This window comes from Microbacterium sp. AC145 (genome assembly GCF_979258505.1).
On the sequence record NZ_OZ409859.1, the window covers coordinates 1,381,608 to 1,397,758 of the forward strand.

Genomic DNA, 16,151 nt, shown 5'->3' on the forward strand with positions numbered 1-16,151 from the left:
CCCCACTACCCTGGAGCAATCTTTGAGACGCGCGAAAATCGTCGCCACCCTGGGCCCCGCCACTTCCACGTATGAGACCGTGCGTGCCCTCATCGACGCGGGCGTGGACGTCGCCCGTCTGAACCTCAGCCACGGTGACTACTCCGTGCATGAGAACAACTACGCGAACGTGCGTCGGGCCGCTGACGATGCGGGTCGTGCCGTCTCGATCCTGGTCGACCTGCAGGGACCCAAGATCCGCCTCGGCAAGTTCGAGGCCGGCCCCTACGAGCTGGCCAAGGGTGACATCTTCAAGATCACCACTGAAGACATCATCGGCAACAAAGAGATCTGTGGGACGACCTTCAAGGGTCTGCCCAACGATGTCAAGCCGGGCGACTTCCTTCTCATCGACGACGGCAAGGTCCGGGTCGAGGTCGTCGAGACCGACGGCGTCACCGTCACGACGAAGGTCATCGTCGCGGGTGCCGTGTCGAACAACAAGGGCATCAATCTGCCCGGCGTCGCCGTCAACGTCCCCGCGCTCAGCGAGAAGGACGAGGACGACCTTCGTTGGGGCCTGCGCATCGGTGCCGACCTGATCGCGCTCTCGTTCGTGCGCAACGCGGCAGACGTCAGCCGCGTGCACGAGATCATGGCCGAAGAGGGCGTCAAGGTGCCCGTCATCGCCAAGGTCGAGAAGCCGCAGGCGGTCGACGCTCTCGAGGAGATCGTCGACGCGTTCGACGCGATCATGGTCGCACGCGGCGATCTGGGCGTCGAGCTTCCGCTCGAGGCCGTGCCGATCGTCCAGAAGCGCGCTGTCGAGCTCGCACGCCGCATGGCGAAGCCCGTCATCGTCGCGACGCAGATGCTCGAGTCGATGATCAACAGCCCGGTGCCGACCCGCGCCGAGACCTCCGATGTCGCGAACGCGGTTCTCGACGGTGCGGATGCCGTGATGCTCTCGGGCGAGACCAGTGTGGGAGACTACCCGGTCGTCGTCGTCGAGACCATGGCCCGGATCATCGAGTCCACCGAGGAGCACGGCCTGGAGCGCATCGCGCCCCTGACGACCAAGCCCCGCACGCAGGGTGGAGCGATCACCCTCGCAGCCCTCGAGGTCGCCGAGTTCGTCGAGGCGAAGTACCTGTGCGTCTTCACCCAGTCGGGCGATTCGGCGCGTCGTCTGTCGCGTCTGCGTTCACGCATCCCGATGATCGCGTTCACGCCGGAGCCGAACATCCGTCGTCGCATGGCACTCACGTGGGGCATCCAGTCGAAGCTCGTCGACATGGTGCAGCACACCGACCTCATGTATCTCCAGGTCGACGACTACCTGCTCTCGAGCGGTCTCGCCGTCGAAGGCGACAAGGTGGTCGTGATCTCCGGTTCCCCTCCCGGAATCGTCGGATCGACCAATGACATCCGTGTCCACAAGGTGGGCGACGCCGTCAACGGCGCTGCTCCCATCTACAAGGAGGCGACCGTCTGATCGGACGGACAGCGAAGGGGCGGAACCACGGTTCCGCCCCTTCGGCGTATCCGCGTATCGCGGTGTGGCGGCGCACGGGCTGGTGGATCGCCGACTACGCGTATGCCGTCTACTGGCAGCTGCGCGCCCTGATCGGGCACCGCGATCCTGCGGACTTCCGCACGGGCGACGGTGTACCGATCATCATCATCCCCGGTGTCTACGAGACCTGGCGATTCATGCAGCCGCTCGTGGTCGCACTGCATGATCGAGGTCATCCGGTACACGTCGTCGAGACTCTGTCGAACAATCGACGACCGGTGATCGAGACCGCGCGACTCGTCGCCGATGTGCTGGCGGCCGCCGACATCACTGATGCGCTCATCGTCGCACACAGCAAGGGCGGTCTCGCCGGCAAGGCGGTCATGGCGGGTGATGAGGGCGCCCGGGTGCGCGGGATGCTCGCGGTCGCCGCTCCCTTCGGCGGGTCGCGCTACGCGCGACTGTTCCCGGCTCGTTCGGTCCGAGCGTTCTCACCGTCCGATCCGGCCATCCTCGATCTCGCACGCATGCTTGAGGTGAACGGTCGGATCGTGTCGGTCTATGCGGCCTTCGACCCGCATATCCCCGAGGGGAGCGAGCTTGCCGGCGCGAGGAAGAACGTGAGGCTCGGCACCGGAGGTCATTTCCGCGTTCTCGCGCATCCGAGAGTGCTGGAAGAGATCACTGCGCTGGCCGACGAATGACGTCGGGAGGCGCTGACATGCGCGCATCCGAACAACTTCCACGTGGAGGTTTCTGCTAATCTGGGCGATGATGACGTCGAATCGTCATCGCTCGCACAACGAAGGAAGGTCACCGTGGCCCTGCCAGAAGCCTCAGTCCAGCTGTACACGCTCGCAGCGGAGTTCTCCGCCGACATGGAGGGATCGCTCGAGAAGCTCGCAGCGATCGGCCTGCGCAACGTCGAGGCATTCGACTTCGTGCGTCGCCCCGACGAGATCCGCACCGCGCTCGATGCCGCCGGGCTCGCCTCGCCCACCGGACACGCGCCTCTCCTCTCGGACGAGCTGTGGACGCCGGACGGATCCATCCCGACGCCAGCCCCCGAGGTCGTCTTCGAAGCTGCGGCGAAGGTCGGCATGAAGACCGTCATCGATCCGTTCGTCGCTCCCGAGCGCTGGTTCACGCTCGAAGGCGTGACCGACATCGCCGACCGGCTGAACGCGCTCGTCGAGACGGCCGCCGGTTTCGGCCTCGAGGTCGGCTACCACAACCATGCACAGGAGTTCGTCGAGAGCTTCGATGGAGAGAGCGCATTCGAACGCTTCGTCGCACTCACCGACGACCGCGTGGCGATCGAACTCGACCTGTACTGGGCGCTCGTCGGCGGCCAGGATGTGCCCGCGCTCGTCTCGCGCCTCGGCGGTCGTCTCGTCGCGGCGCACGTCAAGGACGGCGTCGCGCCCGCAAGCAACCCCTTCGCGCCGGGAGCGGCAGAGTTCGGCTCCGACGCCCTCGACCAGCGCCACGCCGGCACGGGCGATGTTCCTCTGGCAGATGCTCTCCGCGCCGCATCCGACCTCAAGTACGCGATCATCGAGTACGACAACGCGCCCGGTGATGTGTTCGCCGACATCGCGGCCAGCTATTCGTTCCTCATCGAGGCCGGGTTCGCACGATGAGCGCGGTCGGAATCGGCATCATCGGGGTCGGCGTCATCAGCGACACCTATCTCGAGAACCTCTCGTCCTTCCCCGACGTCGACGTGCTGATCGTCGGTGACCTGCTCACCGACCGTGCTCAGGCGCAGGCGGAGAAGTACGGGGTGCCGGCGTTCGGCTCCGCCGACGATGTGCTGGCCCACCCGGGCGTCGATCTGGTGGTGAACCTCACGATCCCTGCCGTCCACATCGAGGTCTCGCGCGCCGCGATCGCCGCAGGCAAGCACGTCTGGACCGAGAAGCCGCTCGGCCTCGATCGCGCCGGAGCCGCCGAGCTCCTGCGCGAGGCGGAGGCTGCAGGGCTCCGTGTGGGATCCGCTCCCGACACGCTTCTCGGCCCGGGGTTCCAAGCCGCACGGCGTGCGATCGAAGACGGCGTGATCGGTCGTCCGCTGTTCGCCCAGACCGTATTCCAGACGCAGGGTCCCGACCTCTGGCATCCGAACCCGGCCTTCCTCTTCGCTGAGGGCGCGGGTCCGCTGCTCGACATGGGGCCGTACTACTTCTCAGCGCTCGTGAGCCTGCTCGGCCCCGTCGATCGCGTGTCCGCCGTGGGCTCGAAGGCCCGTGAGGAGCGCGAGATCCACACCGGTCCGAACGCCGGCTCGTCCTTCCCGGTCGAGGTTCCCTCCACGATCCAGATCGTCACGGCCTTCGAAGCCGGCGCTCAGGCGCAGAGCCTGCTGAGTTTCGACTCCGCGCTCGAGCGCCACGGCATCGTCGAGATCCATGGCACCGAGGGAACGATCGTCATCCCCGATCCGAACACGTTCGCGGGCCGCATCGCCTATGTGAAGCCTCTCGGCGTGATCCGCGACGGCATGTCCTTCACCCAGGAGTGGATCGAGATCGAGCACGAGGACATCGAGATCGGTCGCGGTCTCGGCGCCCTCGACATGGTGCGTGCGATCGCCGAGGGGCGTCCGCACGTCGCTTCCGGCGAGCTCGGCTTCCATGTGCTCGACATCCTGCTTTCCGCACAGGAATCGGCGTCGACGGGCAAGACGGTCGTGGTCGACAGCACAGTCGCCCCCGTGCCGCTGCTCCCTTCGGGCTTCGACCCGTTCGCTGCGACTCTCTGACCCGAGCACGCTGCAGAGCAGAGCCCTCGGGTCGTCGGCACACGCCGCCGACCCGAGGGCCTGCGTGTGTCAGGTGCGGCTGCGTGCGGCGTCTCAGTTGCGGGCGAGCAACCGGTCGAGCATCTCCAGCGCCGCTTCGTGGTCGACCGTCGGGTCGAGCAGCCATTGCGTCTGCAGGCCGTCCGACGCGGCGATCACGAGCGCGGCGACGAGGTTCGGGTCGATATCGGAGCGCAGCTGTGCGCGTTCCTGCATCTCCCGCACGCGCTCTGCCATCTCGGTGCGCAGCCTCGAGAAGCGCTGCGTGGCGAACTCGTGTGCCACCGAGTGGTTCTCCTCGAGGGCTGTGGTCACCAGCATCGAGTACAGCTGAACCAGCCCCGGGATCGTGCGATTCTCTTCGGCGGAGACCCGCATCATCATCGCGGGGCTGAGATCGCTCTGCTTCGGATGCTCATCATCGGTGCGCCGCTCGGACTCTCGGTACACGGCGACCAGAAGTTCTTCGAGTGAGCCGAAGTAGTGGGTGAGAGCGGCATGGGTCACGCCGACCTCTTCGGCGATCGCGCGAAGTGACGTCTTCTTCGAGCCACGACGGGCGAACACCTCGATCGCCCTGTCGAGGATCTCCTGGCGGCGCGCGATGCCCTTGGCATACCGGCCCCTGGCGCGGGGGACACCGGGGGAGGGATCGGTCATCTCCTGATGATATCGAGGCGTTCACCGGCCAGTCCGCGACAGTCGCGTCATAGAAGCCCCTTCGCGCCGTCTCTCTGTATGAGGGCGTCATCATTCGCTCGCATCGTGTCGCTGGGAGATCGAGGAGGCCGGACCATGAGCACTGTGCCGAGAACGCGGCTCCGTCACCGATTCCGCGCGGAAGCGACCCTGTGCTCGGTCCTGCGCGACTTCGCTGCGGGTGGGCTGCCGAAGGATCCACTCACCGCGAGGATCGAGGTGGGGGAGCACGGCGGGTTGACCGCCCATGTCGAAGTGGCCGGTCGAAGGCTGCGGGTGTGCGCCGAGAACCCTCAGCGACTCGCCGCCGCCGTCGCGTCATTCCTGCAGGAGGGCGAGCTCCTGCGAGGCAATGAGTGGCCGAGCATCCCGGGTGTGGGAGTTCTACGACCGTTGGTGTTGGGCGAGAGGGCGGCGTGGGCGCTGCCGAACGGTGACGCGCTCTGCGAGATCGGAGAACTCTTCACCCCGGCGCCATAGGCGCTTCAGCGAAGCCGATCAAGAGTGCCGGCGGTGGGACTCGAACCCACACGCCCTTTCGGACAAAGCATTTTGAGTGCTCCGCGTCTGCCATTCCGCCACGCCGGCTCGTGTGTCGCGTGTTCGACCCTATCGCAGGACGCACCGCGCGACGGCCACGCGCAGCGCCTTCAAGAACGTCGGCGGCGCTCTCCAGTAGGATGGAGATGTGACCGAGCAAGAACAGGCAGCTGAGCAGCCCACGGCATCCGCACCCCGACGCGTCGTCGTCGCCGAGGACGAGTCGCTGATCCGTCTCGACATCGTCGAGATCCTTCGCGACAACGGCTTCGATGTGGTCGGTGAGGCCGGTGATGGCGAGACTGCGGTAGCGCTCGCGACCGAGCTCCGACCCGACCTCGTCATCATGGACGTCAAGATGCCCCAGCTCGACGGCATCAGCGCTGCCGAGAAGCTTCACAAGGGAAACATCGCCCCCGTCGTGCTCCTCACAGCCTTCAGCCAGAAGGAGCTCGTCGAGCGAGCGAGCGAGGCAGGCGCGCTCGCCTACGTCGTCAAGCCCTTCACGCCGAACGACCTGCTGCCGGCGATCGAGATCGCTCTGGCACGTCACGAGCAGATCATCACGCTCGAGGCCGAGGTCGCCGACATGGTCGAGCGCTTCGAGACGCGCAAGCTCGTCGACCGGGCCAAGGGCCTGCTGAACGAGAAGATGGGCCTCTCGGAGCCCGAGGCGTTCCGGTGGATCCAGAAGGCATCGATGGACCGCCGCCTCACGATGCAGGATGTCGCGAAGGCGATCATCGAGCAGCTCGCGCCGAAGAAGTAGTCTGTGCTTCCGCTTGACGCGGAGCACATTCTGCGTCCGGTCGAGATCGGCGACGGGGCTGCACTCGCGAGGGCGTATTCGGCGAATCGTGAGCATCTCGCACCCTGGGAGCCACTCAGAGAGCCGGAATTCTTCACGCCCCGATGGCAGGAGTTCCACGCCGAGCAGTGCGTGATCGAAGCGTTGGCCGGTCGGAACATCCGATTCGTGATCGAGTCGTCCGACGGCGAGATCCGTGGGCGGATCAACCTCAACAACATCGTTCGCGGTGCGTTCCGCAATGCCGATCTGGGCTACTGGATCGACGGGACGCGGCTACATCGTGGTCTCGCCTCTCGCGGAGTGCGCCTCGTCGCCTCCTACGCGCGGGACGAGGTGCGGCTCCATCGTCTGCAGGCGGCGACCCTGCTGCACAACACCGGATCGCAGCGTGTGCTCGCGCACGCCGGATTCGAGCGCATCGGCATCGCGCCGCAGTATCTGCGGATCGCTGGGGAGTGGCAGGACCATCTGCTGTTCCAGCTGCTGCTGGGCGAGTCTTCCTGACCTCACACGAGTTCGGGATCGGCGCGATCCTGGCCTGTCTCGTTGCCGGACGTCGCCGCCGACGCTAGCGTGAAGCCATGGAAGACGGATTCAGGACCACCTTGGCGGGGCTGGGCGATCCGGCGACACAGGTGACCGAGCTTCCTTTCTCGTTCCTCGCTGTCCTGCCGGTGACCGGAGCATCCGTCTCCACTCTCGGCGGGTTCCTCGGCAGCCAGACCGTCGCAGCGACCGACAAGGCATCGGCGTGGCTCGATGAGCTGCAGTTCGATCTCGGGGAAGGTCCGTGCTGGGATGCGATGCGTCTCGCCCGTCCCGTCATGGAGCCGCACCTGCTCAGCCCGCAGGGCGCCGACAGGTGGCCTGCATTCGGCCGAGCCGCACAATCGGGCGCGGTCGCGTCGATCTTCGCGTTTCCTCTGACGGTCGGCAATCTGAGGTTCGGAGCGATCGATCTCTACTCGGTCGCACCCCTCACCCTCGACCACGTTCAGACCACCCGCGCCACCGCGCTCGCAGACGTCATCGCACGTCGGGTGCTGCGCGACCGTATCAGCGAGCTCGATGTGACCGACGACAGCATTCTGCCGCCCCTCTCGAGACGCACGGTGCACCAGGCGACCGGCATGGTGCTCGCGCAGCTCGACATCGCGGCGGAAGATGCCAGACTTCTGCTCCACAGTCGGGCCTTCGCCACCGACTGCACGGTGATGGCCGTCGCCGAGGATGTGCTCACCGGGCGCATCGTCTTCACCAGGGACTCCGGGACGATCGAGGTCGCGTCGTGAGCAGGCTCGACCGTGACCGCCGACTTCTGCGCACCTTCGCGCAGCTCGCTGACACGCTTGTCGACGAGTACGACGTCGTCGAACTGATGCAGCAGCTCGCTGATACCTGTCGCGAGGAACTCGAAGTGGCCGCTGCCGGTATCCTCCTCGCCGATCCGAGCGGCGATCTCGAGCTCGTCGCGTCGACGAGCGAAGCGGGGACCGTGGTGGAGGCATTGCTGCTCGGTTCCCAGGGTCCGGCGCTGGGCAGTTACGAATCGGGAGCCGTCGTGGCTGTTCCCGACATCGACGATCTCGGCCCCGATGCCGACGAGTTCCGGCGAGTGGCGCGCGCGGCCGGCTACTCCTCGATCTTCGTCATCCCGCTGCGACTCCGCGATCAGACCATCGGAACCCTCACGCTTCTGCAGGCGGCGGGGGAGGAGCCGTCGGACGATGACCTGGTCGTCGCCCGTGCACTCGCGGACGTGGCGACCATCGGCATCCTTCACGAGCGCGTGCTGCGCGAGTCCGCGATCCTCGCCGAGCAGTTGCAGCACGCTCTCAACAGTCGCATCGTGATCGAACAGGCCAAGGGCGTCGTGGCCTACACGGTCGGAGTTCCGATCGATGAAGCCTTCGGACTGATCCGTGATCACGCGCGGCGCAACTCGCTGCGACTCGGCGAGGTGGCCAGACAGATCGTCGAGAGGCGACTCGTCCTCGACTGAGCAGCCGCTCCGACCCGTGGGAGCGAGCGAGAACCGCGGACGTACGCGTAGAATCCCAGGCACGCCCCAGACCCCGGCGCATCGTCTTTCAGCGAGTTCGGGGATCTTATGAAGCGGATCGTGACGCCCTTCGGGACGTTCCTCACAGGTGACCGTCTCGCAGACGCTGTCTGCAGGTATTCGCTCGCACTGGCGAGGAGCTTCGACTCCGCTTTCGTGGACATCCCCTATGCCGACGCGCACGGGCATCGCCGACGCGTGCAGCTGCGCGTGGGGTGGCTCGTCGACCTCAGCGTGGTGACGGCGAAGAGCGAGGGCGCCGAGGTGGAGGATGAGGAGACGGTCGACAGAATCCTGAGGCAGTCCGACTCCGTCGAACGACGGCCGGGACTGGGGGCGTCGTCATCGTCCGATCTGACGTACTGGGAGTCGTCGATCTGACGGGGGATCAGGCCGCCGGAGCATCCTTGATCATGTTGGTGATGCGGATCGTCGAGCACCGACGACCCTGATCGTCGGAGACGACGATCTCGTGCACCGTGATGCTTCGGCCGAGATGCACCGGCGTGCAGACGCCGGTCACGACCCCCGACGTCGCGGATCGCGTATGTGTCGCGTTGATGTCGACTCCGACCGCGAGCCGGCCGGGACCGGCGTGGAGGTTCGCCGCCATCGAGCCGAGTGACTCGCCGAGGACGACGTAGGCACCGCCGTGCATGAGGCCCACGGGTTGCGTGTTGCCCTCGACCGGAAGCGTCGCGACACAGCGCTCGGTGGTGAATTCGAGGAATTCCATGCCCATCTTCTGGGCGAGTGCGCCCATTCCACGGGCTGTCGCCCAGTCGAGTCCTGCGCTCGTCGCGGTCTCGGTCATGGATCCTCCTCAGCGGGTGTCTGTCGTCCTCGTTAGGCTGACAGGGTGACGGACTCCGCAAAGCCTACCCTCATGGTCGTCGACGGCCATTCCCTCGCCTACCGTGCTTTCTTCGCCCTTCCGGTCGAGAACTTCACGACCAAGGACAACCAGCACACGAATGCCATCTACGGCTTCCTGTCGATGCTGGTGAACCTCATCAAGGCCGAGCAGCCCACGCATATGGCGATCGCATTCGACACCTCGCGTCATTCTTTTCGCACCGATCAGTACCCCGAATACAAGGCGACCCGGTCGGAGTCTCCCCAGGAGTTCCGTGGACAGATCCCGCTGCTGCAGGACTGCCTCGCCGCGATGTCGATCCCGGTGCTCACGAAAGAGGGCTTCGAGGCCGACGACATCCTCGCCACCCTGTCGACACAGGGTGCTGAGCAGGGGTACGACGTCCTGGTCGTCTCCGGAGACCGAGACACGATCCAGCTCGTCACCGATGATGTGACGCTGCTCTACCCCTCGGTGCAGGGAGTCTCACAGCTCAAGCGCTACGACCCGGTCACCGTGCAGGAGCGCTACGGAGTGCGCCCCGAGCAGTACCCCGACATCGCCGCCCTTGTGGGCGAGACCAGCGACAACCTGCCCGGCGTTCCCAAGGTCGGCGAGAAGACCGCCGTCAAGTGGCTCACGCAGTTCGGGTCTCTCGATGACCTGCTGGAGCGAGCGGAGGAGATCAAGGGTGTGGTGGGCGGGAACCTCCGCGACCACATCGAGGACGTGCGGCGGAACCGTCGCCTCAACCGACTGCTGACGGATGTCGAGCTGCCCGTCGCTCCCGACGACCTCGCGGTGGCGCCGATCGATGCTCAGGCAGTGCGTGACATCTTCGCCCGCCTCGAGTTCCGCACGCTGCTGCCGCGCGTCTTCGATGCCGTCGGGGCCGGCGAGGTCGCCGACGACCCCGCCGCTGCAGTCGTGCTGCCGGAGCCCGCTCAGGTCACCCCTTCGGAGTTCGTCGCGTGGGCCGACGCGCAGACCAACGACGTCGCACTGCGGATCCTGGTGCAGGGCGGGGTGCCCACGCGAGTGGGGGCCGCGACCGAGAAGGAGCTCCGCGAACTCGACTGGACGGATGATGCCGCCGACGCTCTGCGCCCGTGGCTCGAGTCGACGAGCCCCAAGGTCCTCCACGACGCGAAGCCCCAGGTCAAGGCCCTGCTGCGACAGGGAATCCGCTTCCACGGACTCGCCTACGACACCAGCCTCGCCGGGTGGTTGCTGCGCCCGAGCTTCCCCGACAAGTCGCTCGGAGACCTCGTCGAGCGGTACCTCGGCGAGAAGCTCCCCGAGGCGGATCCGTCTCAGTTGGTCCCCGAGACCGAAGGTGCCACGCCCTCGCAGGAGGCGTGGTTCGCACTCCGCGTCGCCGCAGCGCTGCGCGAGGACATCCCCGAGCCAGTGGCCGCCGTCCTCACCGACATCGAGCTTCCCACGCTCCTGACTCTCGCCGACATGGAGGTGGCCGGCGTCGCGGTGTCGCACGAGGTGCTCTCCACGTTCTCGGGCGAGCTCGCCACGCGCGCCGAGGGGCTCGCTCAGGAGGCGTTCGGAATCGTCGGCCGCGAGTTCAACCTCGGCTCTCCGAAGCAGCTGCAGGAGGTGCTCTTCGACGACCTGCAGCTTCCGAAGACCCGCAAGACGAAGACGGGGTACTCGACGGATGCCGCGGTTCTGGCCGATCTGCAGGAGTCGAACCCGCATCCGTTCCTCGGGCTCCTGCTCCAACACCGCGAGGCCACGAAGCTCCGGCAGATCATCGAGTCACTCGACACGGCGATCGGGGTCGATGACCGCGTGCACACCACCTACGTGCAGACGGGCAGTCAGACCGGCCGACTCTCGAGCACCGACCCGAACCTCCAGAACATCCCCGTCCGCACCGAGGAATCGCGTCGCATCCGCAGCGCGTTCCAGGTCGGAGAAGGCTATGAGTCGCTGCTCACCGCCGACTACTCGCAGATCGAGATGCGCATCATGGCGCACCTCTCCGGCGACGAGGGCCTGATCGAGGCCTTCAACAGCGGCGAGGACCTGCACCGCTTCGTCGGCGCACGCGTGTTCGGTGTCGAACCCGGTGATGTGACCGCGGCCATGCGCACCAAGGTCAAGGCGATGTCGTACGGGCTGGTCTACGGTCTCTCGGCGTTCGGCCTGTCCAAGCAGCTCCGCATCGAACAGTCCGAGGCGAAGCAGCTGATGATCGAGTACTTCGCCCGGTTCGGCGCGGTGCGCGACTACCTCCGTGCGTCAGTCATGAAGGCCAAAGAAGTCGGCTACACCGAGACGATCTTCGGACGGCGTCGCCCGTTCCCCGACCTCGCGAGTCCGAATCGCGTGCTCCGAGAGAATGCAGAGCGCGCAGCACTCAACGCCCCGATCCAGGGAAGCGCCGCCGACATCATGAAGATCGCGCTGCTGCACATCCACGAGGATCTGCGCACCGAGGGCCTCACGTCGCGCGCTCTTCTGCAGATTCACGACGAGCTCGTGGTCGAGGTCGCTCCGGGGGAGTGGGACGCGACCGAGCGGATCGTTCGGACGCGCATGGGTGACGCGGCCGATCTCACCGTTCCGCTCGACGTGCAGGTCGGACGCGGGCAGGACTGGAACGAGGCCGCCCACTGACCGTCGGCGACGCACGCCAGACCGATGTCGTGCGCTGAGGGTGCGGGGCTACGCTGGAGGGATGACCTCATCTCCCCGCACCCCGTCTGCCATCGACAAAGTCGCCGATGAGTGGGTCGACACCATCGCAGTGCTCGCTCCGACCCTCGGCACATACATCGGTCGAGATGAGGTCAACGATCGGTTCGGCGACCTGAGCCCCGCCGGTCACGAGGAGATCGCTTCAGCGACCCGTGCAACGCTCGCGAAGCTCGCCGCGCTCGAACCTTCCGACGCGATCGACGAAGTGACCAAGACCGACCTCTCGGCGGAGCTCAGCCTCGATCTCGAGCTGCACGAGGCGAAGTGGCACCTGCGCGACCTCAATGTGATCGCCTCGGCTGCCCAGGACGTGCGCTCGGCATTCGACCTCATGCCCACTGCGACCGCAGACGACTGGTCGGTCATCGCCACTCGACTCGCAGCGGTGCCCGATGCGCTTCGCGGGTACACCGAGACGCTGCGGGCCGGTATCGCCGCCGGTGCCACGCCTGCGCGTCGCCAGGTCGTCGAGGTCGCGACGCAGATCGATCGCTACACGGCCGACGACGGGTTCTTCGCCGCGTTCGTCGCGGACGCCGCTCCGCAGGAGGGCAACCTCCCGGCCTCTCTCGCCCGCACGCTGGCCGACAACTCGGCGGCCGCGCGGGTCGCCTACGACGAGCTGCGCAGCTTCCTCGCAGAAGAGCTGGCTCCCGCCGCGACCGACGTCGACGCCGTGGGCCGCGAGCTCTACGCCCTGAACTCGCGCCGCTTCCTCGGCGCGACGATCGATCTCGACGAGACCTACGAGTGGGGTCGCGAAGAACTCGCACGTATGGTCGCTGAGCAGACGGCGATCGCGAACGAGATTCTCCCCGGATCGTCCGTCGAAGAGGCCGTGGCACATCTCGAGGCAGACCCTGCCCGCAAGCTCGTCGGCACAGAGGCGTTGCAGCGATGGATGCAGGAGACGAGCGACCGGGCGGTCGCCGAACTCGGCGCGACGCACTTCGACATTCCTGAGGCCATCCGAACGCTCGAGTGCATGATCGCCCCGACTCAGGAGGGTGGCATCTACTACACGGGGCCGACAGACGACTTCTCGCGCCCCGGGCGCATGTGGTGGTCGGTTCCCGAAGGCGTGACCGAGTTCGACACGTGGCGCGAGCTCACGACCGTCTACCACGAGGGCGTTCCCGGGCATCACCTGCAGATCGCCCAGGCGGTGTACAACCGCACCGAGCTCAACTCCTGGAGGCGTCTGCTCGCCGGCACGTCGGGCCACGCCGAGGGCTGGGCGCTCTATGCGGAGCGTCTCATGCAGCAGCTCGGTTACCTCGACGATCCGGCCGACCGGCTCGGCATGCTCGATGGACAGCGGATGCGCGCGGCACGCGTCGTGCTCGACATCGGCGTGCACCTCGGCAAGCCTCGCCTCGACGGCACCGGCGTCTGGGATGCGGACTATGCACTCGAGTTCATGCGTCAGAACGTGAATATGTCCGACCAGTTCGTGCAGTTCGAGGTCAACCGCTACCTGGGCTGGCCAGGGCAAGCTCCGTCGTACAAGGTCGGCCAGCGCATCTGGGAGCAAGTGCGCGACGCGTACCAGGTGGAGCGCGGGGCGGACTTCGACGTCAAGGATTTCCACAAGCGGGCTCTCGACATGGGCGGAGTCGGCCTCGACACGCTTCGGACAGCTCTTCTCGCCCGGTGAGGGAATGCGTCCAGCCCGTCTCGTGTTCATTCAGTTGAATAGAAAGGGCTGACATGAGCATCGAGTTCGGGCTGGACACCTTCGGCGACATCACACGAGGCGCTGACGGCGAGCTACTCACCGCTGCGCAGACGATCCGCAACGTCGTCGAGCAGGCAGAGATGGCTGATCGCGTCGGAGTCGACTTCTTCGGCGTGGGGGAGCACCACCGTTCGGAGTTCGCCGTGTCGGCACCCGAGATGGTCCTCGCGACGATCGCCGGCCGCACGAAGAGCATCCGCCTCGGCACAGCCGTGACCGTGCTGTCATCCGATGACCCGGTTCGCGTGTTCGAACGCTTCGCGACCCTCGATGCGCTGTCCGACGGTCGCGCCGAGGTCGTGCTCGGACGAGGGTCGTTCATCGAGTCCTTCCCGCTGTTCGGCTATGACCTGCACGATTACGAGGCGCTGTTCGAGCAGAAACTCGAACTCTTCGTCGAACTCCTCAAGGAGGAACCGGTCACCTGGTCCGGATCGATGAGAGCAGCGCTGCAGAACGCCGAGGTCTTCCCCAAGACGGAGAAGGGCCTCCGCACCTGGGTCGGCGTCGGCGGCAGCCCTGAGTCGGTCGTGCGAGTGGCACGACACGGTCTCGGGCTGATGCTCGCGATCATCGGCGGTCCCGCAGGGCGATTCAAGCCGTTCGTCGACCTCTACCACCGTTCCGTGGCATCGTTCGGCACGACGTCGCATCCGATCGCCGTGCATTCCCCCGGACACATCGCAGACACCGATGACGAGGCCTGGGACGCGGCCTACTCGGGTTTCGAGGCCATGAACAACACCATCGGCGCCGAGCGGGGGTGGCCTCCCTACAGCCGCGCGCGGTTCCAGAACGACATCGGTCCGGCAGGTGCGACCTACGCAGGCTCTCCTGACCGTGTGGCGGCGAAGATCGCAGACACAGTGAGCACGCTCGGACTCGGTCGATTCGATCTCAAGTACGCCACCGGCACGTTGTCACACGATGCGATGATGCGCAGCATCGAGCTCTACGGCACCGAGGTGATCCCGCGGGTTCGCAGGCTGCTCGCTCAGCGCGCCTGAGCGAGCGGGCGCGGCCGACGACGAGCCCGGCACCCCTACGATGAGGGGATGGCCAACACCTCGTTGCCGAGCCGCGCCTCGCTCGCCGGGCGTCTCGACGATCTGCCTTTCACCCGCCGCCACCTGCGTCTTCTGACCGGTTCGGGTGTCGGGTGGGCTCTCGACGCCATGGACGTCGGACTCATCTCGTTCATCCTCGCGGCCCTCACCCAGCAGTGGGGCCTGACCAAGACCGATGCCGGCTGGATCGCATCGGTCGGGTTCATCGGCATGGCGATCGGCGCCACCCTCGGCGGGCTCCTCGCCGACAGGTTGGGGCGGCGGCAGGTCTTCGCGCTCACGCTTCTCGTCTACGGCATCGCGACGGGTGCGAGCGCGCTCGTCGGAGGACTCGCCGCCTTGCTCGTGCTGCGATTCCTCGTGGGTCTCGGGCTCGGCGCGGAGCTCCCTGTCGCATCGACCTACGTCAGCGAGTTCGCGCCCGCGCGCATCCGGGGTCGGCTGATAGTGATTCTCGAAGCGTTCTGGGCGCTCGGCTGGACCGCTGCGGCACTCATCGGGTATTTCGTCATCCCCGCATCGGAGGACGGTTGGCGCTGGGCCTTCGCGCTCGGCGCCATTCCCGCGGTCTACGCCCTCATCGTGCGCTGGGGTCTGCCGGAGTCGCCGCGCTGGCTCGCCTCCCGAGGCAGGATCGCCGAAGCAGACCGCATCGTGTCGATGTTCGAAGCCGATGCCGGCGTCGAACCGGGCCCGGCGATCCGCCGCGAACCTGCATCGCGTTCGATAGCCGTGACTTCGCGAGCACGCCTCACGACGCTGTGGAACGCCGAGTTCCGAGTGCGTACGCTCTGCCTCTGGATCGTCTGGCTCTGCGTGAACTTCGCCTATTACGGCGCATTCATCTGGATCCCGAGCATCCTTGTCGATGCGGGATTCGATCTCGTCCGCTCCTTCGGGTTCACGCTGATCATCACACTCGCGCAGCTGCCCGGGTACGCCGTCGCCGCCTGGTTGATCGAGGTGTGGGGACGCCGCACCACGCTGTCGGTTTTCCTCGTCGGGTCCGCTGTCTCGGCCGTCTTCTTCGGCACCTCCACGACCGAGGCGACGATCATCGCGTCGGGGATGGCACTGTCGTTCTTCAACCTGGGTGCGTGGGGCGCGCTGTATGCGGTCTCTCCCGAGATCTATCCGACGTCGTTGCGCGGCACCGGAGCCGGATGGGCAGCGGGCGTGGGGAGGATCGCGTCGATCGTCGCGCCTCTCGCCGTGCCCGTCATGCTGCTGGCCGGTGGCGCACCGCTGCTCTTCGCCGTCTTCGGCGCCTGTTTCGTGGTCGCCGCCGCAGCGGCATGGGGACTGGTCGACAGGCGAGGCGAAGCGCTCGATGATCGATGAGCAGCTCGATGTCCGAGCACG

16 protein-coding genes and 1 tRNA gene are annotated in these 16,151 nt (G+C 66.5%); 14 read left to right on the forward strand and 3 right to left on the reverse strand.

Translation table 11 applies throughout. The features are described from left to right. Nucleotides 1–22: 22 nt before the first annotated feature. The 4 genes from pyk (at nt 23) to ACZZZN_RS06785 (ending at nt 4,259) form a co-directional block, all read left to right on the forward strand. Nucleotides 23–1,474: a pyruvate kinase gene (gene pyk, locus ACZZZN_RS06770; RefSeq protein ID WP_463504410.1), complete on the forward strand. Its 1,452-nt coding sequence runs from the start codon at nt 23–25 to the stop codon at nt 1,472–1,474. Nucleotides 1,475–1,536: 62 nt separating this feature from the next. Beyond that, nucleotides 1,537–2,199 carry an esterase/lipase family protein gene (locus ACZZZN_RS06775; RefSeq protein ID WP_463504411.1) on the forward strand — a complete coding sequence of 221 codons (663 nt, stop codon included), beginning with the start codon at nt 1,537–1,539 and terminating at the stop codon, nt 2,197–2,199. 114 nt (nt 2,200–2,313) lie between these two features. Continuing rightward, the gene (locus ACZZZN_RS06780; protein ID WP_463504412.1) at nt 2,314–3,138 is read left to right on the forward strand and encodes a sugar phosphate isomerase/epimerase family protein; all 825 of its coding nucleotides are present in this window, start codon (nt 2,314–2,316) and stop codon (nt 3,136–3,138) included. Then, complete coding sequence (locus tag ACZZZN_RS06785) at nt 3,135–4,259, forward strand: Gfo/Idh/MocA family protein (RefSeq protein WP_463504413.1); 1,125 nt, start codon at nt 3,135–3,137, stop codon at nt 4,257–4,259. The genes ACZZZN_RS06780 and ACZZZN_RS06785 overlap by 4 nt, the downstream gene beginning before the upstream one ends. A gap of 93 nt (nt 4,260–4,352) precedes the next feature. Here the strand turns inward: ACZZZN_RS06785 and ACZZZN_RS06790 are convergent, their stop codons facing one another. Continuing rightward, entirely contained in the window at nt 4,353–4,958 is a 606-nt protein-coding gene (locus ACZZZN_RS06790; RefSeq protein ID WP_463504414.1) for a TetR/AcrR family transcriptional regulator, read from the reverse strand. Nucleotides 4,959–5,093: 135 nt separating this feature from the next. Between ACZZZN_RS06790 and ACZZZN_RS06795 the strand changes: the two genes are divergently transcribed. Then, nucleotides 5,094–5,477: a hypothetical protein gene (locus ACZZZN_RS06795; protein WP_463504415.1), complete on the forward strand. Its 384-nt coding sequence runs from the start codon at nt 5,094–5,096 to the stop codon at nt 5,475–5,477. 25 nt (nt 5,478–5,502) lie between these two features. Here ACZZZN_RS06795 and ACZZZN_RS06800 read toward each other — a convergent pair. After that, nucleotides 5,503–5,585, reverse strand: a tRNA-Leu gene (locus ACZZZN_RS06800). Between the two features lie 100 nt (nt 5,586–5,685). On the opposite strand from ACZZZN_RS06800, the gene ACZZZN_RS06805 reads away from it, so the two are divergent. The 5 genes from ACZZZN_RS06805 to ACZZZN_RS06825 all read left to right on the forward strand — a co-directional run bounded on the left by ACZZZN_RS06805 (nt 5,686) and on the right by ACZZZN_RS06825 (nt 8,791). Next, nucleotides 5,686–6,306, forward strand: coding sequence for an ANTAR domain-containing response regulator (locus ACZZZN_RS06805; protein ID WP_067118227.1), 621 nt, complete (start codon nt 5,686–5,688; stop codon nt 6,304–6,306). 3 nt (nt 6,307–6,309) lie between these two features. Then, complete coding sequence (locus ACZZZN_RS06810; RefSeq protein ID WP_463504416.1) at nt 6,310–6,852, forward strand: GNAT family N-acetyltransferase; 543 nt, start codon at nt 6,310–6,312, stop codon at nt 6,850–6,852. Between the two features lie 77 nt (nt 6,853–6,929). After that, nucleotides 6,930–7,640, forward strand: a complete 711-nt coding sequence (locus ACZZZN_RS06815) for a GAF and ANTAR domain-containing protein (protein ID WP_463504417.1) — start codon at nt 6,930–6,932, stop codon at nt 7,638–7,640. Then, nucleotides 7,637–8,350 (forward strand): GAF and ANTAR domain-containing protein, encoded by a 714-nt coding sequence (locus tag ACZZZN_RS06820; RefSeq protein ID WP_463504418.1) that lies wholly within the window; start codon nt 7,637–7,639, stop codon nt 8,348–8,350. Before ACZZZN_RS06815 ends, ACZZZN_RS06820 begins: the two co-directional genes overlap by 4 nt. A 120-nt stretch (nt 8,351–8,470) precedes the next feature. After that, complete coding sequence (locus ACZZZN_RS06825) at nt 8,471–8,791, forward strand: hypothetical protein (RefSeq protein WP_463504419.1); 321 nt, start codon at nt 8,471–8,473, stop codon at nt 8,789–8,791. Nucleotides 8,792–8,798: 7 nt separating this feature from the next. On the opposite strand, the gene ACZZZN_RS06830 is transcribed toward ACZZZN_RS06825, so the two are convergent. Beyond that, nucleotides 8,799–9,224 (reverse strand): hotdog fold thioesterase, encoded by a 426-nt coding sequence (locus ACZZZN_RS06830; protein WP_463504420.1) that lies wholly within the window; start codon nt 9,222–9,224, stop codon nt 8,799–8,801. Nucleotides 9,225–9,269: 45 nt separating this feature from the next. Between ACZZZN_RS06830 and polA the strand changes: the two genes are divergently transcribed. The 4 genes from polA to ACZZZN_RS06850 all read left to right on the forward strand — a co-directional run bounded on the left by polA (nt 9,270) and on the right by ACZZZN_RS06850 (nt 16,130). Continuing rightward, nucleotides 9,270–11,903 carry a DNA polymerase I gene (polA, locus tag ACZZZN_RS06835; RefSeq protein WP_463504421.1) on the forward strand — a complete coding sequence of 878 codons (2,634 nt, stop codon included), beginning with the start codon at nt 9,270–9,272 and terminating at the stop codon, nt 11,901–11,903. A 61-nt stretch (nt 11,904–11,964) separates the two neighbouring features. Further along, nucleotides 11,965–13,641 carry a DUF885 domain-containing protein gene (locus tag ACZZZN_RS06840; protein WP_463504422.1) on the forward strand — a complete coding sequence of 559 codons (1,677 nt, stop codon included), beginning with the start codon at nt 11,965–11,967 and terminating at the stop codon, nt 13,639–13,641. A 53-nt stretch (nt 13,642–13,694) separates the two neighbouring features. Continuing rightward, nucleotides 13,695–14,729, forward strand: coding sequence for an LLM class flavin-dependent oxidoreductase (locus tag ACZZZN_RS06845; protein WP_463504423.1), 1,035 nt, complete (start codon nt 13,695–13,697; stop codon nt 14,727–14,729). A gap of 48 nt (nt 14,730–14,777) precedes the next feature. Continuing rightward, nucleotides 14,778–16,130, forward strand: a complete 1,353-nt coding sequence (locus tag ACZZZN_RS06850; RefSeq protein WP_463504424.1) for an MFS transporter — start codon at nt 14,778–14,780, stop codon at nt 16,128–16,130. Nucleotides 16,131–16,151 lie beyond the last annotated feature (21 nt).

Coding starts and splice junctions, on each gene's coding strand:
- ACZZZN_RS06785 (WP_463504413.1), top strand. CDS start 3,135: ATGAGCGCGGTCGGAATCGGCATCATCGGGGTCGGCGTCATCAGCGAC.
- ACZZZN_RS06790 (WP_463504414.1), bottom strand. CDS start 4,958: ATGACCGATCCCTCCCCCGGTGTCCCCCGCGCCAGGGGCCGGTATGCC.
- ACZZZN_RS06795 (WP_463504415.1), top strand. CDS start 5,094: ATGAGCACTGTGCCGAGAACGCGGCTCCGTCACCGATTCCGCGCGGAA.
- ACZZZN_RS06815 (WP_463504417.1), top strand. CDS start 6,930: ATGGAAGACGGATTCAGGACCACCTTGGCGGGGCTGGGCGATCCGGCG.
- ACZZZN_RS06830 (WP_463504420.1), bottom strand. CDS start 9,224: ATGACCGAGACCGCGACGAGCGCAGGACTCGACTGGGCGACAGCCCGT.
- ACZZZN_RS06840 (WP_463504422.1), top strand. CDS start 11,965: ATGACCTCATCTCCCCGCACCCCGTCTGCCATCGACAAAGTCGCCGAT.
- ACZZZN_RS06845 (WP_463504423.1), top strand. CDS start 13,695: ATGAGCATCGAGTTCGGGCTGGACACCTTCGGCGACATCACACGAGGC.
- ACZZZN_RS06850 (WP_463504424.1), top strand. CDS start 14,778: ATGGCCAACACCTCGTTGCCGAGCCGCGCCTCGCTCGCCGGGCGTCTC.